Origin of the sequence: Streptomyces sp. NPDC020681 (genome assembly GCF_044334895.1) — a bacterium.
In the GTDB taxonomy this organism is placed as follows: Bacteria; Actinomycetota; Actinomycetes; order Streptomycetales; family Streptomycetaceae; genus Streptomyces.
In genome coordinates this window covers 102346-128793 of the sequence record NZ_JBIRTX010000019.1, presented here as the reverse complement: position 1 = coordinate 128793, position 26448 = coordinate 102346, and the positions used below count along the sequence as shown (strand labels likewise).

General features: G+C 70.5%; 27 protein-coding genes. 17 read left to right on the top strand and 10 right to left on the bottom strand.

What is annotated here, in order from left to right; all coding sequences use genetic code 11:
- Positions 1–101: 101 nt before the first annotated feature.
- Positions 102–1169, bottom strand: a complete 1068-nt coding sequence (locus ACH4YL_RS33015) for a hypothetical protein (RefSeq protein ID WP_398511179.1) — start codon at positions 1167–1169, stop codon at positions 102–104.
- 108 nt (positions 1170–1277) lie between these two features.
- Between ACH4YL_RS33015 and ACH4YL_RS33010 the strand changes: the two genes are divergently transcribed.
- The 4 genes from ACH4YL_RS33010 to ACH4YL_RS32995 all read left to right on the top strand — a co-directional run bounded on the left by ACH4YL_RS33010 (position 1278) and on the right by ACH4YL_RS32995 (position 3603).
- Entirely contained in the window at positions 1278–1598 is a 321-nt protein-coding gene (locus ACH4YL_RS33010) for a DMT family transporter (RefSeq protein WP_398511178.1), read from the top strand.
- Positions 1598–2131 carry a TetR/AcrR family transcriptional regulator gene (locus ACH4YL_RS33005; RefSeq protein ID WP_398511177.1) on the top strand — a complete coding sequence of 178 codons (534 nt, stop codon included), beginning with the start codon at positions 1598–1600 and terminating at the stop codon, positions 2129–2131. The genes ACH4YL_RS33010 and ACH4YL_RS33005 overlap by 1 nt, the downstream gene beginning before the upstream one ends.
- Positions 2132–2279: 148 nt before the next feature.
- Entirely contained in the window at positions 2280–3269 is a 990-nt protein-coding gene (dapD, locus tag ACH4YL_RS33000) for a 2,3,4,5-tetrahydropyridine-2,6-dicarboxylate N-succinyltransferase (RefSeq protein WP_398511176.1), read from the top strand.
- 118 nt (positions 3270–3387) lie between these two features.
- Entirely contained in the window at positions 3388–3603 is a 216-nt protein-coding gene (locus ACH4YL_RS32995; RefSeq protein WP_398511182.1) for a hypothetical protein, read from the top strand.
- Here the strand turns inward: ACH4YL_RS32995 and dapA are convergent.
- Positions 3588–4472: a 4-hydroxy-tetrahydrodipicolinate synthase gene (gene dapA / locus ACH4YL_RS32990; protein WP_398511175.1), complete on the bottom strand. Its 885-nt coding sequence runs from the start codon at positions 4470–4472 to the stop codon at positions 3588–3590. The two genes, ACH4YL_RS32995 and dapA, sit on opposite strands and share 16 nt — an antisense overlap.
- Positions 4473–4625: 153 nt before the next feature.
- Between dapA and ACH4YL_RS32985 the strand changes: the two genes are divergently transcribed.
- Positions 4626–5240, top strand: coding sequence for a DUF4232 domain-containing protein (locus ACH4YL_RS32985; protein ID WP_398511174.1), 615 nt, complete (start codon positions 4626–4628; stop codon positions 5238–5240).
- Between the two features lie 85 nt (positions 5241–5325).
- Positions 5326–6039 carry an antibiotic biosynthesis monooxygenase gene (locus tag ACH4YL_RS32980; RefSeq protein WP_398511173.1) on the top strand — a complete coding sequence of 238 codons (714 nt, stop codon included), beginning with the start codon at positions 5326–5328 and terminating at the stop codon, positions 6037–6039.
- Between the two features lie 7 nt (positions 6040–6046).
- On the opposite strand, the gene ACH4YL_RS32975 is transcribed toward ACH4YL_RS32980, so the two are convergent.
- Complete coding sequence (locus ACH4YL_RS32975; RefSeq protein ID WP_398511172.1) at positions 6047–7879, bottom strand: endonuclease/exonuclease/phosphatase family protein; 1833 nt, start codon at positions 7877–7879, stop codon at positions 6047–6049.
- A gap of 308 nt (positions 7880–8187) precedes the next feature.
- Here ACH4YL_RS32975 and ACH4YL_RS32970 point away from each other — a divergent pair, with 308 nt between their 5' ends.
- Positions 8188–9648: a hypothetical protein gene (locus ACH4YL_RS32970; protein WP_398511171.1), complete on the top strand. Its 1461-nt coding sequence runs from the start codon at positions 8188–8190 to the stop codon at positions 9646–9648.
- Positions 9649–9732: 84 nt separating this feature from the next.
- On the opposite strand, the gene ACH4YL_RS32965 is transcribed toward ACH4YL_RS32970, so the two are convergent.
- The 3 genes from ACH4YL_RS32965 to ACH4YL_RS32955 all read right to left on the bottom strand — a co-directional run bounded on the left by ACH4YL_RS32965 (position 9733) and on the right by ACH4YL_RS32955 (position 11632).
- Positions 9733–10179, bottom strand: a complete 447-nt coding sequence (locus ACH4YL_RS32965) for a hypothetical protein (protein ID WP_398511170.1) — start codon at positions 10177–10179, stop codon at positions 9733–9735.
- A 13-nt stretch (positions 10180–10192) separates the two neighbouring features.
- A complete protein-coding gene (locus ACH4YL_RS32960) occupies positions 10193–11218 on the bottom strand; it encodes a hypothetical protein (protein WP_398511169.1) in 1026 nt (341 codons plus the stop codon).
- A gap of 174 nt (positions 11219–11392) precedes the next feature.
- Positions 11393–11632, bottom strand: coding sequence for a hypothetical protein (locus ACH4YL_RS32955; protein WP_398511168.1), 240 nt, complete (start codon positions 11630–11632; stop codon positions 11393–11395).
- Between the two features lie 340 nt (positions 11633–11972).
- Here ACH4YL_RS32955 and ACH4YL_RS32950 point away from each other — a divergent pair, with 340 nt between their 5' ends.
- The 4 genes from ACH4YL_RS32950 to ACH4YL_RS32935 all read left to right on the top strand — a co-directional run bounded on the left by ACH4YL_RS32950 (position 11973) and on the right by ACH4YL_RS32935 (position 15520).
- Complete coding sequence (locus ACH4YL_RS32950) at positions 11973–13448, top strand: alkaline phosphatase PhoX (RefSeq protein WP_398511167.1); 1476 nt, start codon at positions 11973–11975, stop codon at positions 13446–13448.
- Between the two features lie 102 nt (positions 13449–13550).
- On the top strand, positions 13551–14210 hold the full coding sequence (locus tag ACH4YL_RS32945; RefSeq protein ID WP_398511166.1) for a GntR family transcriptional regulator: 660 nt from the start codon (positions 13551–13553) through the stop codon (positions 14208–14210).
- Between the two features lie 16 nt (positions 14211–14226).
- Positions 14227–15261 (top strand): 1-aminocyclopropane-1-carboxylate deaminase, encoded by a 1035-nt coding sequence (locus tag ACH4YL_RS32940; RefSeq protein WP_398511165.1) that lies wholly within the window; start codon positions 14227–14229, stop codon positions 15259–15261.
- A 28-nt stretch (positions 15262–15289) separates the two neighbouring features.
- Entirely contained in the window at positions 15290–15520 is a 231-nt protein-coding gene (locus tag ACH4YL_RS32935) for a hypothetical protein (protein ID WP_398511164.1), read from the top strand.
- Positions 15521–15615: 95 nt separating this feature from the next.
- Here the strand turns inward: ACH4YL_RS32935 and ACH4YL_RS32930 are convergent, their stop codons facing one another.
- The 3 genes from ACH4YL_RS32930 to ACH4YL_RS32920 all read right to left on the bottom strand — a co-directional run bounded on the left by ACH4YL_RS32930 (position 15616) and on the right by ACH4YL_RS32920 (position 17997).
- The gene (locus ACH4YL_RS32930) at positions 15616–16821 is read right to left on the bottom strand and encodes a TerD family protein (protein WP_398511163.1); all 1206 of its coding nucleotides are present in this window, start codon (positions 16819–16821) and stop codon (positions 15616–15618) included.
- Positions 16822–16900: 79 nt separating this feature from the next.
- Positions 16901–17119: a hypothetical protein gene (locus ACH4YL_RS32925; RefSeq protein WP_398511162.1), complete on the bottom strand. Its 219-nt coding sequence runs from the start codon at positions 17117–17119 to the stop codon at positions 16901–16903.
- Between the two features lie 68 nt (positions 17120–17187).
- Positions 17188–17997, bottom strand: a complete 810-nt coding sequence (locus ACH4YL_RS32920) for an NAD-dependent epimerase/dehydratase family protein (RefSeq protein WP_398511161.1) — start codon at positions 17995–17997, stop codon at positions 17188–17190.
- A gap of 240 nt (positions 17998–18237) precedes the next feature.
- Between ACH4YL_RS32920 and ACH4YL_RS32915 the strand changes: the two genes are divergently transcribed.
- Both ACH4YL_RS32915 and ACH4YL_RS32910 read left to right on the top strand, forming a co-directional pair.
- Entirely contained in the window at positions 18238–19182 is a 945-nt protein-coding gene (locus ACH4YL_RS32915; RefSeq protein ID WP_398511160.1) for a 5-dehydro-4-deoxyglucarate dehydratase, read from the top strand.
- A complete protein-coding gene (locus ACH4YL_RS32910; protein WP_398511159.1) occupies positions 19179–20342 on the top strand; it encodes a hypothetical protein in 1164 nt (387 codons plus the stop codon). The genes ACH4YL_RS32915 and ACH4YL_RS32910 overlap by 4 nt, the downstream gene beginning before the upstream one ends.
- On the opposite strand, the gene ACH4YL_RS32905 is transcribed toward ACH4YL_RS32910, so the two are convergent.
- The gene (locus ACH4YL_RS32905; RefSeq protein ID WP_398511158.1) at positions 20328–21521 is read right to left on the bottom strand and encodes an MFS transporter; all 1194 of its coding nucleotides are present in this window, start codon (positions 21519–21521) and stop codon (positions 20328–20330) included. The genes ACH4YL_RS32910 and ACH4YL_RS32905 overlap by 15 nt on opposite strands.
- Before the next feature lie 142 nt (positions 21522–21663).
- On the opposite strand from ACH4YL_RS32905, the gene ACH4YL_RS32900 reads away from it, so the two are divergent.
- The 4 genes from ACH4YL_RS32900 to ACH4YL_RS32885 all read left to right on the top strand — a co-directional run bounded on the left by ACH4YL_RS32900 (position 21664) and on the right by ACH4YL_RS32885 (position 26438).
- Positions 21664–22305 carry a GntR family transcriptional regulator gene (locus ACH4YL_RS32900; RefSeq protein WP_398511157.1) on the top strand — a complete coding sequence of 214 codons (642 nt, stop codon included), beginning with the start codon at positions 21664–21666 and terminating at the stop codon, positions 22303–22305.
- Entirely contained in the window at positions 22302–23213 is a 912-nt protein-coding gene (locus tag ACH4YL_RS32895; RefSeq protein WP_398511156.1) for a dihydrodipicolinate synthase family protein, read from the top strand. The genes ACH4YL_RS32900 and ACH4YL_RS32895 overlap by 4 nt, the downstream gene beginning before the upstream one ends.
- Positions 23210–24934, top strand: coding sequence for an L-arabinonate dehydratase (gene araD / locus ACH4YL_RS32890; protein WP_398511155.1), 1725 nt, complete (start codon positions 23210–23212; stop codon positions 24932–24934). The genes ACH4YL_RS32895 and araD overlap by 4 nt, the downstream gene beginning before the upstream one ends.
- A 97-nt stretch (positions 24935–25031) precedes the next feature.
- A complete protein-coding gene (locus tag ACH4YL_RS32885) occupies positions 25032–26438 on the top strand; it encodes an NCS2 family permease (RefSeq protein ID WP_398511154.1) in 1407 nt (468 codons plus the stop codon).
- Positions 26439–26448: the final 10 nt, after the last annotated feature.

Here is a 26448-nt window from a genome sequence, read left to right as displayed (position 1 = left end):
AGGCGGAGGAGGGAGGCATGGCGGAGCCATGCCGACCGACGACAACGCGGCGAGGCGCGGTGCCAGGGCACGCGAGCCCGGCATGATCCAGACGACAGGCCCTAGTACGCGGGCGGTGCGGTCGCCGGTGGTACGGCGGCGGCCTCCGCGAGGGACGGGGCCAGGTCCTCCTTGCGGATGCGCTGGTCGACGTAGACCAGGCTGGTCACCAGCTGAGGAAACGTCGCAGCGAAGATCTGGGCGATCAGCTGGCCCGCCATCGACAGGATCAGCAGGCCGCCGAGCGAGACCAGGACCTGCGCGGCGCTCGGGTCCGGGCCGAGGTCGTCGGTGCCGGCCATGCCCGGCAGCATGCCCAGGAAGCTGAACGGCAGCTGGACGGCATAGCTCGCGACGCCCGCGATGAGCCCGGCGAGCAGCGTGATGCCGTAGACGCGCCACCAGTTGCCGCGCACCAGATGGGCGGAGCGGCGGAGGGCCGCGAGCGCGCCCTGGCGTTCGAAGACCGCGGCCGCGGGGGCCAGGCTGAACTTCACCCAGAGCCAGACCGCCAGCGGCGCGGTCGCCAGCGCGCCCAGGAAGGCGAGCGTCAGCCCGATGTACGCGTCGGCGCCCGTCGACAGGAACGCGACGATCATGGTGACGAGGGCCGTCAGGAACAGTGCGATCGGCACCAGGATGATCAGCGCGCTGAGGAACACCGTGCCGATCACGGCCGGGACCTGGGCCCAGGCCCGGCGCCAGACGATGCCGAAGGTGGTCGCCCGGCCCAGCACTGCGTCCTGGAGGACCGCCGGGCAGGCGGCGTAGATCACGGCGGTGGCGAGCAGCGTGGCAAGTATGGCGATGCACCACACGCCGATGAAGGCGAACAGCAGAGGCCGGACCTCGTCCCAGCCGGGAGCCGCGATGTGCGGGTCGTTGATCCGGTCGAGGTCGTCGCCGACCGCGGCGTACGCGACCGCGAGTGCGGCCACGACGACGACGGCCGCCGCGGCGTACACCGTCAGGGCTATGCCGAACAGCTGCTTCCAGTAGCGGCCCATCGTCGAGAAGGCACCGCCCAGGATGTCGCCGAGGCCGAGCGGACGCAGCGGTATCACGCCGGGCTTCGGCGGCGGCGGGGGCATCCAGCCGCCCCAGCCCGGAGGTGTGTTGCCGTATGCCACTGAGGTGTCTCCCGCGGTGTGTGTCTGATCGGACGGGACACCGTAGCTGGCCGATGGCACATGCCGCCTTGTGTACGGGTGTACGCAACGTTGTGTACTCTCGTACACATGGGATACGGACTGCTTGCAGCGGCCATCGCGGCCGAGGTGGCCGGGACGACGGCCATGAAGTACAGCGAGGGCTTCACCCGGCTGTGGCCCTCACTGCTCACCGTCGTCGGCTATCTCCTCGCCTTCTCGCTACTGGCGCAGACGCTGAAGACCCTGTCGGTCGGCACCGCCTACGCGATCTGGGCCGGCATCGGCACGGCCGCGATCGCCGCGATCGGCATGATCTTCCTCGGTGAGTCGACGAGCCTCGTCAAGATCGCCGGTATCGCGCTGGTGATCGCCGGAGTCGTGGTGCTGAACCTGGGCGGTGCGCACTGATGGGCCGCCGGTACGACCCCGAGCGGCGGCAGCGCATCATCGACGCGGCGATCCGGGTGGTCGGCCGCAGCGGAATCGCCGGGCTCAGCCACCGCACGGTGGCGGCCGAGGCGGATGTGCCGCTCGGCTCGACGACGTACCACTTCGGCTCGCTCGACGAGCTGTTGGTCGCCGCGCTGCGCCGCAGCAACGAGGGCTTCGCGGCGGCGGTCCGCGACAGCGGCGCGCTCGCCGACCCGGAGGCCGACATCGCGGAGGAGCTCGCGCGGCTGATGGGGGAGTGGCTCTCGGGCGAGCGCACGGGCGTGGAGCTGGAGTACGAGCTCTACCTGGCGGCCCTGCGCCGCCCGGCTCTGCGGCAGGTGGCGGCGGAGTGGTGCGGCGTCGCCGAGACCCTGGTGGAACGGACGGACCCGGAGACGGCGCAGGCACTGGTGGCGCTGATGGACGGGATCTGCCTTCAGGTGCTGTTGACGGGAGCGGAGTACGACGCCGGCTACACGCGGGCGATGCTGGCGCGGCTGATGGCCTGAGGGGCGCTCGTCCCGTCGTGCCTCGGGCTCCGGCGGGCCGCCCCGGCGCGCTGTGCGTCGAGTCGCGTGTGCGGCGTGGGGCGTCGGCCTCGGACCGGCACCTGAGACCGGTTGGCTACCGCGCCGCCCCGCCGGTTAGGTTTCAGTCATGACCGACACGACTGCTACTCGCACCACCGGCGCCGTCGCCGCCGGGCTTGCCACTCTCACCGCCGAAGGCAACGTCCTCGACACCTGGTTCCCCGCTCCCGAGCTGGTCTCCGAGCCCGGGCCCGCCGGGTCCGAGCGGCTCAGTGCCGAGCGGGCCGTCGAGCTGCTCGGCGAAGGGGCCGCCAAGGCGATCGGACCGGACGCCCGGCGTGGCGTCGAGGTCGTCGCCGTCCGTACGGTCATCGCCTCGCTCGACGACAAGCCGCTCGACGCCCACGACGCGTATCTCCGCCTCCACCTGCTGAGCCACCGGCTCGTCAAGCCGCACGGCCAGAGCCTGGACGGGCTCTTCGGGCTGCTGGCCAACGTTGCCTGGACCTCGCTCGGTCCCGTCGCCGTCGACGACGTGGAGAAGGTGCGCCTGAACGCCCGTGCCGAAGGGCTGCACCTGCAGGTGACGTCCATCGACAAGTTCCCGCGGATGACGGACTACGTCGCGCCGAAGGGCGTACGCATCGCCGACGCCGACCGCGTCCGGCTCGGCGCGCACCTCGCCGAGGGCACCACCGTCATGCACGAGGGCTTCGTCAACTTCAATGCCGGCACGCTCGGCACCTCCATGGTCGAGGGCCGGATCTCCGCGGGCGTCGTCGTCGGCAACGGCTCCGACATCGGCGGCGGCGCGTCCACCATGGGCACCCTCTCCGGCGGCGGCAATGTCCGCATCGTCATCGGCGAGCGCTGCCTGGTCGGCGCCGAGGCGGGTGTCGGCATCGCGCTCGGCGACGAGTGCGTCGTCGAGGCCGGTCTCTACGTCACCGCGGGCACCCGCGTCACCATGCCCGACGGGCAGATCGTCAAGGCCCGTGAGCTGTCCGGCGCGAGCAACATCCTCTTCCGCCGGAACTCGGTCACCGGCACCGTCGAGGCGCGTCCGAACAACGCGGTCTGGGGCGGGCTCAACGACATCCTGCACAGCCACAACTAGTCCCAAGCAGCCCCAACTGATCGGATGATCTTGCACGGCCTGCCGTGACCTCTCGTCGTCACGACCGGATAAGCAGGCCGATGCACGATCGGACGAACAGGCAAGGCGAGGACCTGACTTGAAGACGACCAGACTGGCTGTGCTCGGCGCGCTCACGGTGATGGCCTCGGCGGCGATGATGCCGACCGGGGTCGCGCACGCCGACGAGACGCACATCAATGCGGACAACGGTCCCCGCGTCGGACTGATCAACACCGGGCAGATCGACGACCCGGCCGAGGACGTTCTGGAGCACGCCGCGCTCTTCGGGTCGGCCACCTACGCCCAAGACTGAGCGGTCAGCTCCTCGTACGCCGCACGCAGCCCGTCGGTCGCCTCGCGGCCGGCGGGCTGCAGCGGTTCTCGCACCGGTCCCGCGTCCAGCAGGGCCTTCGCCGTCACCGTCCCCGGCAGTCCCGACGCCATCATCAACTCGGCCAGCGGGAGGGTGAGCTGGTTGAGCCGGGCCGCCTCGGCCGTGTCCCCCGCGTCGAACGCGTCGAGCACCGCCCGCAGTTGCCGCGGCGCCACATTCGCCACCGTGCTGACGTAGCCCGCGCCGCCCACCGCGTACAGCGGCAGATTCAGCTCCTCGCAGCCCGAGTAGTACGCCAGCGAGGTGCGCCCGATCACCTTGGCCGAGCCGAGCAGGTCGTACGCGCAGTCCTTGACCGCCACGATGCGCGGATGGGCGGCCAGCCGCAGCATCGTCTCCACCTCGATCCGGGTGCCGGTGCGGCCCGGGATGTCGTACAGCATCAGCGGTACGCCGACCGCGTCCGCGACCCGGCGGAAGTGCGCCTCGAGCGCGGCCTGCGGCGGACGGCTGTAGTACGGCGTCACCACCAGCACCCCGTCGGCTCCTGCCGCTTCGGCCGCCGTTGCCAGTTCGACCGTGTGCCGGGTGTCCGCGCTGCCGACGCCCGCCACCACCGGTACGTGCGCGCCGACCGCCTCGCGAACGGCCCGTACCAGCGCGGTCTTCTCCGCGTCGGAGGTGGTCGGCGACTCTCCTGTGGTGCCGTTGAGCACCAGGCCGTCGCAGCCTTCGCCCACCAGACGGACGGCGAGCTTGCGCGCGGTGTCCAGGTCCAGTTCGCCGTCGGAGCCGAAGGGCGTGATCATCGCGCAGAGCGCGCGCCCGAAAGGGTGCGGTGTGGTCATGCTTCGAAGTCTCAGCCCGACTCACCATGAAGGTCCACTTAGATTTTCTGCGGGTGAAGGGCAAGCAGGGCTGAACAGTGCGTCCCTCGGACGTCGTTCTGACATGATCGGCCCGGGCGCGACGGCCCGACGTCGACGGGGGAGGGCGGCTGCGTGAGCGGCTTCGGACGGAAGGTGGCCGGGGCACTGCTTGCTCTCGCGGCGGCTGTCGGTGCGAGCGGGTGCGGGAGCGAGACGGCCACCCGGACGCCGGGCGACTACCCGGTGAAGCCGGAAACGCCGGCCTCGTCCCCAGGTATCCGCTACGGCGAGCTGCCGACGCCCACCCCGACCCCGACGCCGACCGTGTGTCCCGCCTCCGGCGTCGTCGTACTCGGCGGCCTCGTGGACGCGGCGATGGGCGTCCGTGCCACCACGATCGCGCTGAAGAACTGCGGACAGCGGACGTACCGGGTCAACGGCTATCCGCAGATTGTGGCCCTGGACAAGGACCGCGATCCGCTGAAGCTGAAGATCAAGCACGGAAACTCCCACACCGGCACGGTCCAGGACAAGGGACCGACACCCATCACGCTCGCGCCCGGCGAGAGCGCCGAGTCGGTCCTGTACTGGACGAACAGAGTCACGTCCTTCGATCCGCCGCCGGTCGGCGCGTACCTGGTGATCGCGCCCGCCGACGGAGCGGAGGCGCAGACGCTGCCGTTCCACCTCGACATGGGCACCTCGGCCGAACTGGACGTCACCGCCTGGGCCCTTCCGCGGCCGTGAGCGGACGAGGTTGACCTCAAGCGGACTTGACGTTTCACGATGGTGATCGGCGGCGCACCCCGCGCCGCACGAAGGAGAGATCGCCATGACCGTGACCGTGCTGCCCGACGCCAGGCCCGACCTCACCCGTACCGGCGTCGGCGTCGTCAAGGTGTCCACCTGGGACGTCGGCACCCCCGAGCGGCAGCGGGCCACCGTCGACGCCATCGCCAAGGCGTGGCAGAGCGGGGACTGGCCCGACGTGGGACTGCTCTCCTACACCGTCCACATCGGCGAGGACGGCCGGACTCTCCTGCACTACTCGCAGTGGACGGACGAGCAGGCGTACCAGGAGTTCTTCGGCGCCTTCCGGGACGACCGGAACGCGGAGATCGACGCCGCCGTGCCCGGCATCGAGCGGCTCGGGCTCCGTTCGTACGAGCTCTACCGCAGCGGCGATCACGGCGTGGACGACCGGCGGATCCCCGGGTGCGTGGTGATCGTGGACGTCGAGTTCGACGGGCCGGACGCGGCACGTCAGCGAGCCTGGGTGGACGCGGTCTTCGAGGCGCTGGCATCCGAGCCGCAGCCGCACCCCGGCGGGATTTCCGGGCACTTCCACATCAGCCCGGACGGGGCCCGGGTGCTCAACTACGCCGAGTGGGAGAGCGCGGACGCGCACCGCGAGGCGCTGGCCGCACCCGGTTCCGGGGTGGGTTCGCGGACCGAGCAGTGGGAGAGGGTGCACAACTACCCCGGGGTCACCGGCGGCGGTGTGAACCGCTACACGCCCGCGCTGAGCCTCAGCGCGGGCGCGTAGCCGGAACCTACGGGCGGAAGCGCAGCACCTGCGGGTCGTGGTCGCTGTTCTGGTCGTGGAACTCAGCGTTGATGTGGACGCTGTCGTAGCTGAAGTCGCCGATCGACGGGCTGGTCAGGATCTGGTCCAGCACCTGGCTGTTGCCCTGGAAGACGTACGAGTAACGCTCCCAGCGCGGCAGCGACTTGATCGCCGGGTACAGCGCGCCGTCGGCGGTCAGCGCCTTCGTCGTCGCCGAGAACTCGAAGTCGTTGATGTCGCCGAGCACCAGGACGTCGGCGCGCCGGTCGGCCTTCAGGATGTCCTTGACGAAGGTGTTCACGGCCTTCGCCTGCTCCAGGCGCTTGGCCTCGGAGGAACGGTTCGGCGGCTGGCGGTGCGCGGTCAGGCTCTCGTCGCCGCCCTTCGAGCCGAAGTGGTTCGCGATCACGAAGACCGTGCGGCCGCGGAAGGTGAACTCGCCGGCCAGCGGCTTGCGGCTGTTGTCCCAGGCGGTGTTCGCCGGGTCGATCCGGCCCGGCGAGAGCGTCAGAGCAGCCTTGCCCTGCGCCTGTATGACACCGGTCGCCGTCGCGGAGTCGCCGCCCGGCCGGTCCGTGAAGGAGACGCGCTCCGGGTTGAAGAGGAAGACCTGGCGGATGTTGCCGCCGGGCTCGCCGCCGTCCTTGTTGTTCACCGGGTCGATGCTGCGCCACTCGTACGCCGGGCCGCCCGCCGCGACGATGGCGGCCGTGAACTTCTCGACCGTCTGGCCCGCGGTGACCGTGCCGTCGTTCTTCGCGCCGTTGTCGTCCTGGATCTCCTCGAGCGCGAGGATGTCGGGCGACGCGAGGTTGTCGACGACGGCCTTCGCCAGCGCGTCGAACTTCTCCTGGGGGTCGGACGGGTCGAGGTTCTCCACGTTGTACGTGGCGACCGCGAGCTCGCCGTGGCGCTGCGGGCGGGTCTCCTCGCGCTCCAGGCCGCGGTCGTCGACCGTGCCGAGGGTCCGTGCGGTCAGCGTATAGCCGCCGAACTGGTTGAAGTCCAGCGGGCCTTCGGTCGTGCCGGAGAGCACGTCGCCGACGTTCGCCTTCGGGAACGGCTGCTCGGCGAGCGGCACCAGCGACTGGATCTGCAGCCGGCCGGTGTTCTGGGAGGTGTACGAGCCGTAGATCGTGCCGCCGCGGCCGCTGCGGTTCTCGAACGGCTTGACCGACACCCACAGCTCGGAGAACGGGTCGGTCGCGCCGACGACGCGCGAGGTGCCGATCCGTACGTTGCTGCCTTCGAGGGACTCGTAGTAGTCCAGGGCGTACGAACGGGGCTTGAGCGGCAGGCCGTTGATGCTGCCGCCCGCCGCCGGGTCGCCGTCCGGGGTGTAGGCCGACGGCACGGACCACGCGGAGATGGTGACCGGCGCGGGCAACTCGTTGCCGGCGGAGACGACCGTGATCGTCGGCTTGGAGATCTGGGTCAGCGACTGGTTGCCGGAGGAAGTGCCGCCGGGGACGAACTCGCCGACGGTGCCGGAGACCAGCACCGCGTCACCGGCCTTCACGGTCGGCGTGGCGCCGGTGAAGACGAAGATGCCCTCGCTGGTCGCCGGGTCGGCGTCGGCCTGCGGGTCCTGGAACCAGAAGCCCCTCGACGAGCCGTAGGTCCGTACGCCGGTGACGATGCCGGAGACCTCGGTCACCTGCTGCCCGACCAGCGGAGATACCCGCGTGGTGCCCTGAATGTCATGGATCCGGATTTCGGCGGCTGAGGCGGCGGACGAGCCGGCGAGCAGACCGGCGGCCAGCGCGGAGGCGACGACGGCGGCGACGGCGGCCGTTCTCGGTACGACGGAGGAAGGCATCACGAACTCCGGAAGTGAGGGATGGTGGTGTGGTGCGTGGCGGCGCTGTTCAGTTCTACGCGCGTCAATCTCTTGGTTGTGCAGGGGAGTTGTCAAGAGCCGCCGGGTGTACGGGGGCCGACGGAACGGTTAACCCGCACGTGGGGCGGGCGTGCCGGGCACATGCCGGTGCCATGCGCGGCCAAACCCGGTGAAATGCGTCTACGCTACGGGCTGTCCGGCCTGATCTGCCGGACAGCCCGTAAGGGCCGCCCACCGGGCCGCCTCCGCAAGGCCGGACCCCGTAACGCCCCGAGGAGAAGCACCACATGCCCCAAGACCGCCCCACCCTGCCGCCGGTGCGGCTGCACCCGGACGCGGAACTGGCGCGGGACGCGCTTGCCACACCGCTGCTGACCAGGGCCGTACGACTCGCCCGCTGGGCGGGGCCGGACACGCGGGTCGGGGCCGGGGGCGAACTCGTCGAGGAGCAACTGCCGGCGGCGGCGGAACTGCTGGGGCTCGGGACGGACGAGGACGGACCGGCGTACGCGAGCGAGGCCTGGCGCACGGCCGTCGACATCGGGCTCGTCGACGTCGAGGACCCGAAGGACGAGGACGATGCAGCCGCCGCGCACGGCACGGCGAGCGCCGGAGAGAACCTCGGGCTGATCACCTCCGGCGGGCCGCAGGACATTCTCGCGCTCTGGCTCGACGCGCTGGAGGCCGTGCACGCCGACGCCATCGCGCCGCTGCTCGACGATCTGTCCGACGCGATCGGCGAGGACGGCGAGATCGACTACGAGCGGCTGGACTGGGACCCGGACGCGGAGGCCGAGTTCCTCGACGGCGTGCTCGGCAATCTGTATCTGCTCACCGTGACGGAAGGCGGCGCGGGCGACGAGCCGGTGCCGCTGCCCGCGCTCGCCGCGTCGATGATCGTGCCCGACGACATGGGCGAGCCCACGGACGACGTGCTGGAACAGGTGTCGGTGGCGATGATGCGGCTGGACGACCAGTTCCAACTGCTGGAGCCGGTCGGACTGGTCGAGTACCGGCCGGTGGACGAGGCGCTGATGGTGGAGGAGGGCGAGAGCGAGCCGTCGTCCGCGGTCGACGACGAGGACGTGTCCCGGTACGGGCTGGTCAAGCTCACGCCGCTGGGCCTCTACGGCGTCCGGGCCCGGATGCTGGAGGCCGGCGTCGAAGCCCCGGCGGTCGGCGACCTTTCGGGCAAGGGCGCGGACGCCCTGCTCGACGCGCTCGCGCGCTACCCGGAACCGGCGGCGCGCGCCGAGACGGAACGGTGGCTCGCCCGGCGCGAGCCCGCCGCGGCCACGCACGACCTGCTGGCCGCTGCCCGCGGCTCGGACGAGGGCGCGCCGCTGCGCCGGCTGCACGCCCAGCAGGCGCTGACCCTGGTCGGCGCACAGGCCGAGCCGGAGGTCCGCGCGGTCCTCGACGACGCGGAACTGGGCGGCCTCGCCCGGGTCTGGCTCGCCGAGCGGGGCGCGCCGGACGTCCCTGCGCCGCCGGAGTCGATGATCTTCTGGCTGGCGATCGACACGATCGCGGCGCAGCTGGACGCGGAAGGCGAACTGGAGGAACTCCAGGGCCTGGTGGTGGGCCTGGTCGGCCAGCACAGCGGATTCTTCGACGCGGCATGGCGGGTGGACCACCCGTCGACGGCGGAGGTCCTGGAGGCGATGGGCAGGCTGCACCCGGACAAGCTCGTGTCGAAGGAGGCCCGCAAGGCGGCCTTCAAGGCCCGCTCGCGCCCGGGGAACTGAACCGGGGGCCCGGACCCGCGGGTCCGCACGCCGGGGCGGCAGGGCCCCGCAGGCCCTGCCGCCCTTCGTGCCGCCGGAGCTACGTCAGCACTCGTACCTCGTCGTGTGCTTGAACGACGACGTCGCGCCCTCGAAGCCGTACGTCCCCCGGTACGCCGGCGGGTTCTGGTACTCGCCGACGATCGTGATCGTCGAGGCGCACGAACCCTGGCCTGCGCGCTTTGCGTCCAGCCGGAGTTGGTCACCGATGGTGCCGCCCGTGATGTCCCACGGCGCGCCACAGATGCCCGAGGTGATCTGGCCGCCCGTCACCACGTGCGGGTAGGTGTTCGGGTTGTACTGCACCTCGATCGCGAACGTGACCTGGCCGTTGTGGAGTTCCAGCGTCGCCTTGGTCGTCAGGGCCTCCGCGGAGACCTCCATCGGCATCGCGAACGCCTCGTCCCGCGTCTTGACCTCCGCGCCCTGCGGGTTGAGATACCGGTGTTCGGAGCGGGTCCGGTCCTTCTGCTTCCGTGCCTGCGTGGTCATCGTGCTCCTCCCGTCAGGCCAGCTGCTCGGAGATCTCGACGCGCAGCAGCGCGCGGACGTTCTCGATGTGGTTCGCCACCGTCACCACCGACGAGCCGGCGAACAGCAGACCGACCGCGACGTTGTCGAACGAGGTCACCAGCGAACCGGAGTCGCCGCCCGCCGAGATGTTCGTCGTGAGGATCTGGTCCTTGAAGCGCGCGGTCCCGGCCGTGCCGTAGTTGACGTCGATCGTCGCGTCCACCGCGATGATCCGGCCGAAGCTGACGTTGGTCGTCCGTCCGGTCTTCTTCACCAGGTCGCCGACGGCCACGTTCGCCTTGCGCCGCCATGCCCGCGGCGCCGCGCCGAAGTACTGCTCGCGCGTCGCGTCCTCGAACTCCACCTTGCCGAGCGCCGCGTCGACGACGTTGTTGTGCCGGTCCAGCGGGATCTGCGGCGCGAACTGGATCGTGATGAACCGGTCCAGCGTCGCGATCCGGTCCGCCGGGTCCTGACCGCCGTCGAACACTCCTGGCTGCACGATCGCGCTGCCCAGCTGCGCCCGGTTGGAGTCCGCGAGCACATGGTTGTTGGACAGGATGTAGAACTTGCCCGGCACGCCGAGCCCAGGACCCGGCGGGTCCGTGGTCGCGCCCGGCAGGAAGTCGTACACCACGCTGCCGAGCGTTCCGGCCGTCACCTTCACGTTGCCCACCGAGATCCCGGACGGCGCCGGCCGCATCCGCCGCCTGAGCAACTGCGGTTCCAGGTTGCCGAGTTCACGGAGCTCTTCGAGCAGCGGCTGGGACAGCTGGGAGAGCTGTTCGGCCACGCTGCCGTCGGGCTGGTACGCAGCCTCGGGCTCCGAGGCCCGGCGCGGCTGCCGCTGCTGCCGCTGTGCGGAGACATGGCCGACCGCGATCACATCGGTCGGTGTGCCGTCGTCCATCTGGGACGGGATCACATCCCGCTCCGGCAGCATCGACTCCGGGACCTTCTGGGTCACGAAGACGAGCACGGCCTCCTCGCCGGTCGGCGCGCCTTCGCTCCACTTCACGCCGTGGCCGAAGCCGACGACATTTGGCGAGCGGTGCCTGCGGACGCAGGAAGTCGCTCATCGCCTGCTGACGGGAGCTGTCACTGAGCTGCCCGCCGGTCGGGCCTCGCATCATCTCGGGCCGGCTCGTCATGGCCGGACCACCTCTTCCCCTGGTTCGAAGTGGTGGTTCCCTCAAGTCTCCTGGTCATGGGCGGTGACTGCACCGACGGCGAGCACGCGCACCGGTACGCCCTCGAGCTGTGCGGGAACCACGTCTTCTTCGCGGAGCCGGTCACGGGGCACTTTGCGGGTGACGAAGACGACGATCACGTCCACGCCCGAGTGCTCGTCCCTCCCGGTGCCGACACCGGTCACATTGGCCAGCCGCATGAGCCGGCCCTCATGGAGTGCGCGAGCCCGTTTCACATCCACTGCCCGGCTCGCCTTCCCCTCGGGTGGTTCAGGTAGGGCATGTCTATTGCCGGGCACTTCGGCGGTCAAGGCATTCCACCGTAAATCTTGGGATTGGTGGTGATCTGTTCCTGTTGACCTTGTTTACCAATATTTTCCGGACGTTCCGTCAGCTGCCGGGCCGGACGGTCGAGTCGATCGGCCGCTGTGCGGCCGGACGGCTGAGATTCGCCGTGACAGCCGGGGCATTCATGGACTGCGGTGCCCTTGCGTGTCGGGCGATGTTCAATTGCCGTTTGCGCACGGACGAAAGTGTGTGCCCGTCATCAGCCCAGTCGGAGCGTCCCCTCAGGAGTACTCGATGTCGCTCACCCGCAGGGAATTCAGCAGAAAGTCCGCGATCACCGGCGCGGGGGTCGCGATCACCGGCGCCGTCGGCTCTCTCGCCACCGCCCCCGGCGCCCTCGCCGCGGAGGACACCGCCGACATCGCCGGATCCGGCCACGACAACGACGGCCAGGAGTACGGCGACCACGGCCACGGCTTCGGCTACGGACCCCTGATCCCCGACCCCAAGGGCATCCTCGCGCTGCCCAAGGGCTTCTCGTACAAGGTCATCACCCACGCCGGCGTCACCAAGCTGGACTCGGGCGAGTTCACCCCGGGCAAGCACGACGGCACCGCCACCTTCGAAGGCCCCCGCGGAGTCACCCTCCTCGTCACCAACCACGAGCTCAGGGGCGTGCGCGCCGGTATCGCGTACCCGGTTCCGCTCGCCGAGGGCCTTGTCTACGACCCGGCCGCGCCCGGCGGCTGCTCCGTCGTCGAGGTGCGCCGCGGCGGCGAGGTCGCCCAGTGGGTCGGCATCTCCGGCACCGCGCAGAACTGCGCCGGCGGCCGTACCCCTTGGGGCACCTGGCTCACCTGCGAGGAGACCGAGGACCTGGCCGGCAAGAACGGCCAGACCAAGGACCACGGTTATGTCTTCGAGGTCGACCCCTACGACCGGCGCGCCAACCGCGACCCCAAGCCGATCAAGGCGCTCGGCCGGTACGCCCACGAGGCCGTCGTCATCGACCCCAAGCGCGGCCACGCCTATCTGAGCGAGGACGCCGACAGCCCCAACGGCCTGCTGTACCGCTGGGTCCCGCCGCACGGCTTCAAGCACGGCCGCGGGCAGCTGCGCACGCTCGCCGACGACGCGGGCGTCCTGCAGGCGACCCGCTGCTACGACTCCGGCGGCCGCTTCGTCGACGACCTCTCCCGCGCCACGAAGATCGGCACGGTCTACGGCGTGGACTGGATCGACGTGCCGGACCGCGACGCCCGCACCACGTCGGTGCGCAAGCAGTTCGCCGACAAGGACATCACCCGCGCCCGCAAGCTCGAAGGCATGTGGTGGGGCGACGGCGGCGTGTACGTCGTCTCGTCGTATGCCCGTGACGAGAGCCCCGTCCAGCACGACGGCTCGGTCTGGTTCTACGACCCCAAGCGCCGCACTCTGACGCTGAAGGTGCTGTTCGGCGTCAACCCGGACCCGTCGAAGGACGGCGCGTTCGACGGCCCCGACAACATCACCGTCTCGCCTTACGGCGGCCTGATCCTCGCCGAGGACGGCGAGGGCATCCAGCACCTCATCGGCGCGACCGAGCGCGGCCGCACGTACCCGATCGCCCGCAACGAGTTGAACCTCGGCACCGAGGAGGACCCGGACTACAGCGAGTTCGCCGGTGTCGTCTTCTCGCCCGACGGCAAGACCCTGTACGCCAGCATCCAGACCCCGGGCATCATGCTCGCCATCACCGGCCCCTGGAAGCGCCAGTCGCACCGCCACTGACGCCGCCGCGGTTGTACGCCCGTACCGCCTTGGCCGTACGGGCGTACCAGCGCCGTGCAGAGTCGTTGTGCTTTCATGAACTGACATCTAACATGTCAGTTCATGGAAGCGCTGCGGCCAGTACCCCGGACCCTGCTGCGTGACACCGCGTACGCGGCCATCCGCGACGCGATCGTGCGCGGCGAGCTCGCGCCCGGAGCACCCGTCCGCGACGCCGACCTCGCCGAGCAGCTCGGGCTCTCGCGGGCACCCGTGCGCGAGGCCCTGGCGCGGCTCGCCGAGGAAGGGCTCGTCGAGAGCAAACCGCAGAGCTATACGCGGGTGACCCGGCTGGAGCCGCGAGCCGTGCGGGAGGCCGCCGTCGTGGTGCGCGCCATGCACGAGCTGGCCGCGCGTATCGCCGTACCGCTGCTGACGCCCGAGGACATCGCCGAAATGCGCGAGGCCAACCGCCGCTTCGAGCAGGCGACCCGCACCGGCGAGGTCGGCGAGGCGCTGCGGGCCGACGACGACCTGCACGATGTGCTGGTCAGAGCCTGCGGAAACCATGCGGTCGCGGCGACGATCGCCCGCCACACGCCGTTGATCCGCCGCCTGGAGTGGCGGCAGTTCGCCGAGGCGAGCGCGCTGGACTCGGCCGCGCTGCACGAGAAGCTGATCGACGCCTGCGCCGAAGAGGACGCCGAGGAGGCGGCCCGTATCACCGCGAGAATCTGGCACGCGCTCGAAGAGATCGCCGACGTGCCGGACACGGAGGCCTGACCCGAAGGAGCCCAGCATGGCGATCCCGCCGACCTCGACCCTGTCGTCCTACGAGCGTCATCCTCTGCTGTTCGGCCCGTCCCCGGTGCACCGGCTCGACCGGCTGACCTGCCATCTCGGCGGCGCCGATCTGTGGGCCAAGCGCGAGGACTGCAACTCCGGCATCGCCTACGGCGGCAACAAGACGCGCAAGCTGGAGTACCTCGTAGCCGACGCCCTCGCCAAGGGCTGCGACACCCTCGTGTCGATCGGCGGCGTCCAGTCCAACCACACCCGCCAGGTCGCCGCGGTCGCCGCCCACGCCGGGCTCGCCTGTGTGCTGGTCCAGGAGAGCTGGGTCGACTGGCCGGATCCGGTCTACGACAAGGTCGGCAACATCCTGATCAGCAGGCTCGCCGGCGCGGACGTCCGGCTGGTGCGCGCCGGGTTCGGCATCGGCGTCAAGGAGAGCTGGGAGCAGGCGCTGCGCGAGGTCGAGGCGAGCGGCGGCCGGCCCTACGCGATTCCGGCCGGGGCCTCCGACCATCCGCTGGGCGGTCTCGGCTTCGCGAACTGGGCGTACGAAGTGGCCGAGCAGGAGCGGGCTTGCGGAGTGTTCTTCGACACCGTCGTGGTGTGCTCGGTGACCGGCAGTACCCAGGCCGGGATGATCGCGGGCTTCGCGGCTCTGGAGGAGGCGGGCGGCCGGCCGCGCCGGGTGATCGGCATCGACGCGTCCGCCGATCCGGAGCGCACCGGCGAGCAGATCGCGCGCATCGCCCGGAACACCGCCTCACTCATCGGCGTGGGGCGCGAGGTGGGTGCCGCGGACGTCGAACTGGATGATCGTTTCCATGCGGGGACGTACGGAATTCCGGACGAGGCGACGCTGGAGGCGATGCGGCTCGCGGCCCGTACGGAAGGAATGCTGACCGACCCGGTGTACGAGGGAAAGTCGATGGCGGGGCTGATCGGCCTGGTCACAAGCGGAGAGATAGGGTCCGGCGCCACCGTGCTCTATGCCCATCTCGGGGGTCAGCCGGCGCTCAATGCATACTCCGCGCTGTTCTGAGCGGGCCGGAGGGACCATACTGCTGGTAATGACAAAGTCAGCCGGATCCCGGCGCCACCTGCCCTCCAGTCCCTTCAACAAACCGGCCCCGGCTGCCCCGCCGATTGAGCAGTACCAAGTGGGTGACCGGGTCTCACACGACCAGTTCGGCCTTGGCCGAATCATCGCCGTGGAAGGAGACAACGCCGCTGTGCTCGTCGACTTCTCCGGACGCCAGGGGAGAATTCTGAGCCCCTACTCCAAGCTGGCCAAGCTCTGAGGTCACAAGCCGCCGGGCCCGCCGCCGATCACTCGGCGGCGGGCCCGGCGGCTTGGTCTCGAGCCCGGCGGTTTTGGTCTCGAATCGGTCTCAGATCACAGCGTCTGCGCGGCGGGCTTGACCATGCCGCGCACCGTGCGTGACTTCACAAAATCGCCGATGGCGGTCATTTCCCACTCGCCCGAGAACTGCTTGATCAGCTTCGCCATCATCACGCCGGTCTGCGGCTCGGCGCCGGTGAGGTCGAAGCGGACCAGCTCCTCGCCCGACGCCGCGTCGATCAGCCGGCAGTAGGCCTTGGCGACCTCGGTGAACTTCTGGCCCGAGAACGAGTTGACGGTGAAGACCAGGCCCGTCGCATCCGCCGGAAGCCGGCCGAGATCCACGACGATCACCTCGTCGTCGCCCGCGCCTTCGCCCGTCAGGTTGTCGCCGGAGTGCTTGATCGCGCCGTTCAGGATCGAGAGCTTGCCGAAGTAGCAGCTGTCCAGGTGGTTGCGGTTCGGACCGTAGGCGATCACGGAGGCGTCGAGGTCGATGTCCTTGCCGCGGAATGCGGGCTCCCAGCCGAGGCCCATCTTGACCTGGGAGAGCAGCGGGCGGCCGCCCTTGACCAGCGACACCGTCTGGTTCTTCTGGAGGCTGACCCGGCCCTTGTCCAGGTTGATCTTTCCGGCACCGGGCGCGGGGGCCGCCGGAGGCGCGGCGGGCGCGGGCGGCGCGGCAGCGGCAGGCTTGGCCATCGGAGCGGGCGGCGCGACAGGGGCAGGAGCGGGCGCGGCGGCGGGCGTGGCGGGCTCCTCGTCGACCGAGACGCCGAAGTCCGTGGCGATGCCCGCCAGGCCGTTCGCATAGCCCTGGCCGACCGCACGGGCCTTCCACGCGCCGTTGCGGAGGTAGATCTCGACGACGACCAGCGCGGTCTCGGCGCCGAGCTGCGGGGGAGTGAACGTGGCGAGCGCGCTGCCGTCGTCGGCATTGCGGATGGTGGCCGTCGGCTCGATGCCCTGGAAGGTCTGGCCCGCGGCGTCCGGACTCGCCGTCACCACGATCTTCTCGATGCCGGGCGGCACGGCGGAGGTGTCCACCACGATCGCGTCCGGGGCGGAGCCGCCGCCGGAGCGGTAGCTGACGCCGGGGCCCGCCGGCTGGTTGTAGAAGATGAAGTCGTCGTCGGAGCGCACCTTGCCGTCGGCGGTGAGCAGCAGGCCCGAAACGTCGAGCCGCACCGGGGCGGCGACGTCCACCGCCACGCGCGGGGCGGAGAGAGGGATGTTCGAGCCGGGGGTCATAGCTGTCATGCCAGGGGTAACGAGCGAACCCGCTTTACCGTTCCCTTACTGTTTCCGCCGCTCGGGTCACCGGTTTTCACCGCTCGGGTCACCGGTTGCGGGGGTGGTTTCTGGCCATCCGCTCATTGCCGAACTTGTACGCGCCGGTCCAGCGGGCCATCACCAGTTGCGCGTCCCCGGACTCCACCTCGGCCAGAAACTTCTCGGCGCGGGCACCGCGGAGCGTCCCGGCCGCGCGGCCGCGGTGGGTGATGACGACGGTGCCGTCGCCCTGCTGCGAGTAGCTGAATCCGAAGGGTCTGGCCATGGGCCACATCCTGGCGGCCCTCGGCTGCGTCGGCATGCGAATTTCCGGCCCGTCGGCCGCCGGCCGGGTCAGTTCGGCCAGCGCGGCGGGTTGGTCACGAAGTGGCCGCCGAGATAGGCGTGGTCCGGGTTCTCCGGGTCCAGTTCGCCCTGTTCCGCGATGAGCTTCTCGGCGTACTGCTCCGAGTCGTCCTGCGGCTCGTAGCCGAGCGCGCGGGCCGTCGAGAGATCCCACCACAGTCGCCTGTTGTCGGAGGAGCCGTAGACGACGGTGTGGCCCACCTCGTCGGCGGTGAGCGCCGCGTGGAAGAGCCGCGCGCCGTCGCCGGGGCTCATCCAGACCGACAGCATCCGCACCGACGTCGGCTCCATGAAGCAGGAGCCGATCCGCACGGAGACGGTCTCCACGCCGTGCTGGTCCCAGTAGAGCTGCGCCAGGTCCTCGCCGAAGCACTTGGACAGGCCGTAGTACGTGTCGGGGCGGCGTGGTGTGTCGATCGGGATCAGCGGGTCGCCGTCGCGCGGGCGCGGGGTGAAGCCGACCGCGTGATTGCTGGAGGCGAAGACGATCCGGCGTACGCCTTCCTCGCGTGCCGCCTCGTAGAGGTTGTACGTGCCCTCGATGTTGGCGCGGAGGATCTTGTCGAAGGAGGCTTCCAGGGAGATGCCCGCCAGGTGGATGACCGCGTCGACGCCTCGTACCGCTTCGCGCAGCGCCGCCTTGTCGGCGAGGTCGGCGGTGATCGCGTCCGGCACGCCCTCGATCGGGGTGGCGTCGAAGAGCCGGAGCTCGTAGCCGTACGCGGGCAGCAGCCCCCGCATCAGTGTGCCGAGGCCGCCGGCTGCGCCGGTGAGCAGGACGGTGCGGGGAGCGGGCATAAAGGAATCTCCTCGAAATGCTCAGGTCCGTAGACGGCATTCACATGCATGGGCACGCTAGGGAGTGGTCCGAACACCGTCAAGTGTTGCGCGGAGCGGCCGACTCCGGGTCTGAGTTGCGGTTTTCCGTCTTGACCCGCGCCGCATGGCTGGCCTAGCGTTGCGGCGTTCAGAAATATGGACGTCGATCAGAATTGTGCACGAGCCGCGGAGGCTCGGTGCACGGCCCAGGGAGCGCCCGTGACCACAGCCCCGCTCGCCGCCCGGCTCACCCGGGTCCAAGGACCGCTGTTCTTCCCCGTCACCGCGTACGGACCCGACGGGGCGATCGACCTCGACGCCTTCCGGGCCCATGTGCGAAACGGCGTCGACGCCGGCGCGGCCGCGGTCTTCGCCTGCTGCGGCACCGGAGAGTTCCACGCCCTCACGCCCGAGGAGTTCGGCGACTGCATCGCCGCCGCGGTGGCCGAGACCGCCGGCGAGGTGCCCGTCGTCGCCGCCACGGGCTACGGCACCGCGCTCGCCGTCCGCTACGCGAAGATCGCCGAAGAGGCGGGCGCGGACGGGCTGCTCGCCATGCCGCCGTATCTCGTCGTCGCCGACCAGTCCGGACTGCTGCGCCACTACACCGAACTCGCGGCAGCCACCTCGCTCGACGTCATCGTCTACCAGCGCGACAACGCTGTCTTCACACCCGAGACCGTCGTCGAACTCGCCGGGACCGACGGCATCATCGGCCTCAAGGACGGCTACGGCGACCTCGATCTGATGCAGCGCATCGTCAGCGCCGTCCGCCGGGACCGGCCCGAAGAGGATTTCCTCTACTTCAACGGACTGCCCACCGCCGAGCTCACCGGCCTCGCCTACCGCGGCATCGGCATCACGCTCTACTCCTCCGCGGTCTTCGCCTTCGCGCCCGACATCGCTCTCGCCTTCCACCGTGCGCTGACCACCGGCGACGACAAGACGGTCAACCGTCTGCTCGACGGCTTCTATGTGCCGCTGGTCGAACTGCGCAACATGGGCCGCGGATACGCCGTCTCGCTCGTCAAGGCGGGCGTACGGCTCGAAGGGCTGGACGTCGGCGAAGTCCGCCCGCCGCTGAGCGAACCCCTCGCCTTCCACGTCAAGATGCTGGCCGTACTGATCGAGCGCGGCCGCGCGCTGCTGGAGGATGTCGCGTGAAGACCTCCGCCTTCCTCTACCCCTGGGACGTCGTCGGCGACCCGGACGCCGCCGCCCGTATCGCCGACCTCGGCGTCCAGCAGGTCACGCTCGCGGCCGCCTACCACTCCACGCGTGCGCTGACCCCGCGCCATCCCAGGCACCGGATCGTCACCGCCGAACACGCCGCCGTGCTCTACGAGTTGGACGAGGAGCGCTGGGCGGGACGGGAGCTGCGGCCGTACGCCGCCGGTGACTGGGCTCCCCGGGACGCGTACTCACAAGCCGCGGCCGCGCTCGCCGACGCCGGGATCGACGTCCACTCCTGGGTGGTCCTGGCACACAACTCCCGCCTCGGCGCGGAGCGTCCGGATCTGAGCGCCGTCAACGCCTACGGCGACCGCTACCCGTGGGCGCCGTGCATCGCGCAACCCGCGGTCTGTTCCTACCTGGTGGAACTCGCCGCCGAGGCTGCTGCCCGGCCGGGCGCTCTCGGCACCGAGCTGGAGTCCTGCGGCTGGTACGGCCTCGCGCATCTGCACGCCCACGACAAGATCGCGGGAGTGGGGCTGGGAGACGCGGCTCAGTATCTGATGTCGCTCTGCTTCTGCTCGGCCTGTCGCGAGGAGTACGGACAACGGGGAGTGGAACCGCATCTGCTGGCCGCGGCGGTGCGGGGAGCGCTGGAGCCGGTGTGGGCGGGCACCGCGTCGCCGGACGCCGGGATCGAGAAGCTGCTCGGCGCCGAACTGACCGCCGCGACGCTGGACTTCCGGACCCGTGCGGCCCGCACGCTCCAGGAGTCCACGGTCGCCGCGGTGCGCGCGGCGGCGCCGGAAGGTTTCCAGGTGCTGCTCCACGCGGACCCGGTGGCCTACCACTGCGGTGCGAACGCGGGTGTCGACCCGGCGCATGTGCTGGCCGTGGCGGACGGAGTGGTGGTGCCGTGCACCGGAGGCGCGCAGCTGCTGAAGCCGTTCCGGGACCGCAGGTCGGAAGGCTCTGTGCTGGCCGCGAACTTCACCGTGGTGAGCGGGATGGGCGGCAGCCCGGGGACGCTGGCCGAGGACGCGGCGGGCGCGGCCGCGCTCGGCGCCAATGAACTGCGGCTGTACCACGCCGGGTTGGCGTCCGACGGCGACCTGGCGGCGGTGGCCCGGGCGCTGTCACGCGTGGGCTGAGCCCCGCACGCCTCGGAGCAGCAGCGCCGTGGCCACACCCGCCACCCCGATCGCCGGCAACAGCACCCGCACATCCACCACCGCCACCAACCCCGCACCCACCGCCAGCGCCACCGCGTTCGGGACGAAGACCAGAGTGTTGGCCGTCGCCGCCGTGCGGCCGAGTATCGCGTCAGGGGTCTCCCGCTGGACCGCTGTCATGGCCGCGATCAGGACGCACGGCAGGCCAAGACCGATCGCCACGCTGCATCCCACCGCCACCGCGTCGTACGGCAGCACGCGCAGCGCGACCGCGGCCGCGAAGAGCGCCGTACCCGCGGCGGCGAAGGAGCGCCCCGGCATGCGGCGCAGCAGCGGCCCCGCCAGCAGACCGCTCAGGACCGAACCGACGCCCTGGGCCGAGTACAACAGGCCCACGAACGCGGGGGAGCGGCCGAGCACACCGTCCACGACCGCGAAGATCAGCGCGCCGTTCAGGCCGGCCAGCAGCATCGTCGCACCGCCGCCGAGGACGAGCGGGCGCAGCGCCGGTGAACTCCACAGGTACCTGGCGCCCTCGGCCGTGCCGGTGCGCAGGCTCCCGGACGGCCGGACCGGGCGGTCCTCCCGCACCCGCAGCAGCGCGAAGATCCCGGCCGCCGCCGCGAACGACGCCGCGTCCAGCAGCGCAACCGAGGGCCCGCCGAAGCTTGCGAAGAGCCCCGCGCCGGCGAGCGGGGCGATCAGCTTCATGCCCTCGTTCGCCGTCATCCGCAGCCCGTTGAAGTCGCCGAGCAGTCTGCTGTCGACGGCGGCCGCGACCAGGCCCGCCTCCGCGGCGTCGTGCACCACCGAGCTCACGCCGTACACCGTGAGCACTGCGAACAGGATCCACAGCCGCTCCGCCGACCCGACCGCGAGCAGCGGCAGCAGGACCACCGCCATGACGAGATTGCTGCCGATCAGCAGCGGTCGCCGGCGCACCCGGTCGGCGACCGTCCCGAGGAGCGGTCCGACGAGCATCGGCGCCCACATCGCGAAGGTCGTCAGCGCCGCCAGACTGTCCGAACCTGTCAGCGACTTGACCCAGATACCGGCAGCCAGCCACATCGCGGACGTGCCGAAGCCCGACACGACCACGCCCGACAGATACAAACCCGCATTGCGGTCCCGCAGCACCGCGCCCGCCGCCCATCCCATGCGCCTCAGCGTGGCCGCTAAGGACCCCATGCCGGATCCGGCAGTTGACCTACCGGCAGTTGACCTACCGGCAGTTGACCTACTGGCCGTGCGTCGTATCTCATATACGAGACACGAGACGCGATGAGACCTGAGAGTGGCGATGACCTTCGCTCCCGCCCCGAACCCCTCCCGCACCCAGTACGTCCTCGACGCCGTGCGGCACGCCATCCTCACCGGACTGCTCAGACCCGGACAGGCCCTGGTCGAGACCGAACTGGCCGCGCAGTTCGGCGTCTCCAAGACACCCGTGCGCGAAGCGCTCAAGACCCTGGCCGGCACCGGCCTCGTCGTGATGAGCGAGTACAAAGGCGTCACCGTCCGCACCGTCGACGCCGCCATGGCCCACGAGGTGTACGACGTACGCCTGCTGCTCGAACCCGAGGCGCTGCGCCGGACCGTGCGGCGCGCGGATCTGGACGCCGCCCGTGACGCGCTGCTGAAGGCCGACGACTCCACCGACCGCGCCGAACGCTCCCTGGCCAACCGCGAGTTCCACCGCGCCCTGTATCTCCCGTGCGGCAACCCGCTGCTGACCCGGATGCTCGACGACGTACGCGACCAGGCCGCCCTCGTCACCGCCGTGGCCTGGGCCGCCGAGCCCTCCTGGGAACGTGAGGCCGCCGAGCACCGGGAGATCCTGGGCCTGGCGCTCACCGGCGACGCGCAGGGGGCCGCCCGCGCCCTGCACGCGCACATCGCCGGCTTTGTACGGCGGGCCTTCCCGGAGGAGGACAGAGCATGACCGAGGACCGGTTCACCGCACTGCGTGCCGCGCTCGCCGATGTCGTGGCCATCCCGGTCACCCCGTTCGCCGAGGACGGATCCGTCGACGACGAGGCTCAACGCGCCCTGCTGCGGCGGATGCTCGACGCCGGCGTCCGCACGCTCACGCCGAACGGCAACACCGGCGAGTTCTACGCCCTCACGCCCGACGAGCGCCGCAGGGCCGTCGAGCTGACCGTCGACGAGGCGGCGGGCACGACCACCGTAGTCGTCGGCGTCGGACACGAGGTGCCCACGGCCGTCGCCGCCGCACGGCAGGCACGCGACGCCGGGGCACAGCTGGTGATGGTCCATCAGCCCGTCCACCCCTATGTGTCGCAGCAGGGCTGGATCGACTACCACCGTGCCGTCGCCGACGCCGTCCCGGAACTCGGCGTCGTCCCGTACATCCGCAATCCGCTGCTCGCGGGCGCCGCCCTGGCCGAGCTCGGCCGGCTCTGCCCCAATGTGATCGGCGTGAAGTACGCGGTCCACGACGCGGCACGGTTCGCCGCGTTCGCGCGCGACGCCGGCCTGGAGCGCTTCGTCTGGGTCGCCGGGCTCGCCGAGCTGTACGCGCCCGCGTACTGGGCCGGCGGAGCCACCGGCTTCACCTCCGGACTCGTCAATGTCGCGCCGTCCGTCTCGCTCGGCATGCGCGACGCGCTGCGCGAGGGCCGGTACGCGGACGCCATGCGCACCTGGGAGCTGATCAGGCCCTTCGAGGAACTCCGCGCGGACCGGCAGTCCGCCGACAATGTGAGCGTCGTCAAGGAGGCCCTCGCCTCGCTCGGCCTGTGCCGCCGCGACGTGCGCCCGCCCAGCAGCACCCTGCCGGACGACCGGCGTGACCGGGTCGCGGCCCTGGTCAAGGGATGGGACGTATGACCGCCAGGCGTCCCGAGGAGCTGCGCAGCCACCAGTGGTACGGCACGGACGGGCTGCGCTCGTTCAGCCACCGCGCCCGCACCCGGCAGCTCGGCTACCTCCCGGAGGAACACCTCGGCAAGCCGGTCATCGCGGTCCTCAACACCTGGTCCGACATCAATCCGTGCCATGTCCATCTGCGGGAGCGGGCGCAGGCGGTCAAGCGCGGGGTCTGGCAGGCGGGCGGCTTCCCGCTCGAGTTCCCGGTCTCCTCGCTCTCCGAGACCTTCCAGAAGCCGACTCCCATGCTCTACCGCAACATGCTGGCGATGGAGACGGAGGAGCTGCTGCGCTCCTACCCGGTGGACGGCGCGGTGCTGTTGGGCGGCTGCGACAAGTCCACGCCCGCGCTGCTGATGGGCGCGGCCAGCGCCGATCTGCCTGCCGTCTTCGTGCCGGCCGGACCGATGCTGCCGGGCCACTGGCGCACCGAAGTACTCGGCTCCGGCACGGACATGTGGAAGTACTGGGACGACAAACGGGCCGGTCTGATCGGCGACGCCGAGCTGGCCGAGCTGGAGAACGGACTGGCCCGCTCGCCCGGTACCTGTATGACCATGGGCACCGCGTCCACCCTGACCGCCGCCGCCGAAGCGCTCGGCGTCACCGTCCCGGGCGCCTCCTCCATACCGGCCGTCGACTCGGGGCACGAGCGGATGGCCGCCGCGTCCGGCCGGCTGATCGTCGACCTGGTGCACCGGGACCTGAAGCTCTCCGAGATCCTCACCGCCGAGGCGTACGAGGACGCGGTCGCCACCGTTCTCGCGCTCGGCGGCTCCACCAACGCGGTGATCCATCTGATCGCGATGGCCGGACGCTCGGGCGTGACACTCACCCTCGACGACTTCGACCGGATCGCCCGTACGGTGCCGGTGCTGGCCAACCTCCGTCCCGGCGGCCGGTATCTGATGGAAGACTTCCACTTCGCCGGCGGACTGCCGGGATTTCTGACCCGGCTCACCGACATACTGCATCTGGACCGGCCCACCGTCGCGCACCCGAGCCTGCGCGAACAGCTCGCCGGCGCGCTCGTCCACAACCCCGATGTCATCCGCCCGCGCGACAACCCGCTCGCCGACGAGGGCGGGGTGGCCGTGCTGCGCGGCAATCTCTGCCCGGACGGCGCGGTCATCAAGCACATCGCCGCCGACCCGCGGCTGCTCAAACACACCGGACCCGCCGTCGTCTTCCCGGACTACCGGACGATGCAGCGCACCATCAACGACCCGGAGCTCGGCATCACCGCCGATCATGTCCTGGTGCTCCAGGGCGCGGGCCCCAAGGGCGGCCCCGGCATGCCCGAGTACGGCATGCTGCCGCTCCCCGACCAACTGCTCAAGCAGGGCGTACGGGACATGGTCCGGATCTCCGACGCCCGGATGAGCGGCACGAGTTACGGCACCTGTGTGCTGCACATCGCGCCGGAGTCGCACATCGGCGGGCCGCTGGCGCTGGTCCGCAACGGCGATCGGATCACTCTGGACGTCGCGGCCCGCACACTGCGCCTGGAGATCACGGACGAGGAACTGGCCCGCCGACGTGCCGCCTGGACGCCGCCGCCGGAGCGGTACGAGCGCGGCTACGGCGCCCTGTACAGCGAGCAGATCACCCAGGCCGACACCGGCTGCGACTTCGCCTTCCTCGCGCGCCGCGGCAAGAACCCGGATCCGTACGCGGGGTGAAAGTCCGGTGCGAAGTAACACGCGCCTAACCTGAAACAGCCTTCTCGCAGGAACAATCCAGCTACCCCCGGCCGGATCGCTGCCAACGAGGAGAGCCATGTCCGCACAGGTCGACCGCTATTTCCGCATCACCGCACGAGGCTCGACCTATGCGCGTGAAGTCCGCGGAGGGTTCGCCACGTTCTTCACGATGGCCTACATTCTGGTGCTCAATCCGATCATCCTGGGCAGCGCCGAGGACAAGTTCGGCGCCCATCTCTCCGGTGCCCAACTCGCCACCGCCACCGCTCTGGTGGCCGCCGTGATGACCGTGATCATGGGTGTCGGCGGCAATCTGCCGCTCGCCATCGCCGCCGGACTCGGCCTCAACGCCGTCGTCGCCTTCCAGATAGCCCCGCTGATGAGCTGGCCCGACGCGATGGGCCTGGTGGTGCTCGAAGGCCTGCTGATATGCGTCCTGGTCGTCACCGGCCTGCGCGAGGCGGTCATGCATGCCATCCCGTCCTCGCTGAAGCAGGCCATCAGCGTGGGCATCGGGCTCTTCATCGCCTTCATCGGCTTCATCGACGCCGGCTTTGCCACCCGCATCCCCGGCGAACAAGGCACCGTGCCCGTCCAGCTCGGCGCGAGCGGGCAGCTCTCCGGCTGGCCCGTGCTCGTCTTCTGCATCGGCGTGCTGCTCACCATCGCGCTGATGGCCCGCAAGGTGAAGGGCGCGATCCTGATCTCCATCGTCGCGACGACCGTCGTCGCGATCGTGATCAACGAGATCGCCACCATCAAGCCGACAGCCTGGGGACTGACCGTGCCGTCCGTGCCCGAGGACGTCGTGGCCGCACCCGACTTCGGGCTCGTCGGCGACTTCAGCCTCTTCGGCGCGTTCGACCAGATCGGCGTCATCACGCTGGTGCTGCTCGTCTTCACACTGATCCTGAGCGACTTCTTCGACACCATGGGCACGGTCGTCGGCATCTCCAGCGAGGCCGGGCTCCTCGACGAGAAGGGCAATGTGCCGAACCTCGGCCGGGTCCTGCTGATCGACGGCGCGGCGGCCGCCGCCGGCGGCGCGGCCTCCGCCTCCTCCAACACCTCGTACATCGAATCGGCGGCCGGCGTCGGCGAAGGCGCTCGCACCGGGCTTGCCTCCGTGGTCACCGGCGGACTCTTCGCCGTCGCGCTCTTCCTGACCCCGCTCGCCACCGTCGTCCCGGCCCAGGCCGCCGCCCCGGCGCTCGTCGCCGTCGGCTTCCTGCTGATGGCCCAGGTGCGGCACATCGAATGGGAGCGCTACGAGGTCGCCATCCCGGCCTTCCTGACGATCGCGGTCATGCCGTTCACGTACTCCATCACCAACGGCATCGGGGCCGGCTTCATCGCGTACGTCGTCATCAAGACGGTCCTCGGCAAGGCGCGCGAGGTGCACTGGCTGCTGTGGGGCACGACGGCGCTGTTCGCGATCTACTTCGCCATCGACCCGATCGAGCAGCTCCTCAACGTCAAGTAGCCATCGGACG

Bases quoted from the DNA above. Each gene is read 5' to 3' on its own strand.
- ACH4YL_RS33010 (WP_398511178.1), top strand. From the start codon at position 1,278: ATGGGATACGGACTGCTTGCAGCGGCCATCGCGGCCGAGGTGGCCGGG.
- ACH4YL_RS33005 (WP_398511177.1), top strand. From the start codon at position 1,598: ATGGGCCGCCGGTACGACCCCGAGCGGCGGCAGCGCATCATCGACGCG.
- dapD (WP_398511176.1), top strand. From the start codon at position 2,280: ATGACCGACACGACTGCTACTCGCACCACCGGCGCCGTCGCCGCCGGG.
- dapA (WP_398511175.1), bottom strand. From the start codon at position 4,472: ATGACCACACCGCACCCTTTCGGGCGCGCGCTCTGCGCGATGATCACG.
- ACH4YL_RS32980 (WP_398511173.1), top strand. From the start codon at position 5,326: ATGACCGTGACCGTGCTGCCCGACGCCAGGCCCGACCTCACCCGTACC.
- ACH4YL_RS32975 (WP_398511172.1), bottom strand. From the start codon at position 7,879: ATGCCTTCCTCCGTCGTACCGAGAACGGCCGCCGTCGCCGCCGTCGTC.
- ACH4YL_RS32970 (WP_398511171.1), top strand. From the start codon at position 8,188: ATGCCCCAAGACCGCCCCACCCTGCCGCCGGTGCGGCTGCACCCGGAC.
- ACH4YL_RS32965 (WP_398511170.1), bottom strand. From the start codon at position 10,179: ATGACCACGCAGGCACGGAAGCAGAAGGACCGGACCCGCTCCGAACAC.
- ACH4YL_RS32950 (WP_398511167.1), top strand. From the start codon at position 11,973: ATGTCGCTCACCCGCAGGGAATTCAGCAGAAAGTCCGCGATCACCGGC.
- ACH4YL_RS32945 (WP_398511166.1), top strand. From the start codon at position 13,551: ATGGAAGCGCTGCGGCCAGTACCCCGGACCCTGCTGCGTGACACCGCG.
- ACH4YL_RS32940 (WP_398511165.1), top strand. From the start codon at position 14,227: ATGGCGATCCCGCCGACCTCGACCCTGTCGTCCTACGAGCGTCATCCT.
- ACH4YL_RS32935 (WP_398511164.1), top strand. From the start codon at position 15,290: ATGACAAAGTCAGCCGGATCCCGGCGCCACCTGCCCTCCAGTCCCTTC.
- ACH4YL_RS32930 (WP_398511163.1), bottom strand. From the start codon at position 16,821: ATGACAGCTATGACCCCCGGCTCGAACATCCCTCTCTCCGCCCCGCGC.
- ACH4YL_RS32925 (WP_398511162.1), bottom strand. From the start codon at position 17,119: ATGGCCAGACCCTTCGGATTCAGCTACTCGCAGCAGGGCGACGGCACC.
- ACH4YL_RS32920 (WP_398511161.1), bottom strand. From the start codon at position 17,997: ATGCCCGCTCCCCGCACCGTCCTGCTCACCGGCGCAGCCGGCGGCCTC.
- ACH4YL_RS32905 (WP_398511158.1), bottom strand. From the start codon at position 21,521: ATGGGATGGGCGGCGGGCGCGGTGCTGCGGGACCGCAATGCGGGTTTG.
- ACH4YL_RS32900 (WP_398511157.1), top strand. From the start codon at position 21,664: ATGACCTTCGCTCCCGCCCCGAACCCCTCCCGCACCCAGTACGTCCTC.
- ACH4YL_RS32895 (WP_398511156.1), top strand. From the start codon at position 22,302: ATGACCGAGGACCGGTTCACCGCACTGCGTGCCGCGCTCGCCGATGTC.
- araD (WP_398511155.1), top strand. From the start codon at position 23,210: ATGACCGCCAGGCGTCCCGAGGAGCTGCGCAGCCACCAGTGGTACGGC.
- ACH4YL_RS32885 (WP_398511154.1), top strand. From the start codon at position 25,032: ATGTCCGCACAGGTCGACCGCTATTTCCGCATCACCGCACGAGGCTCG.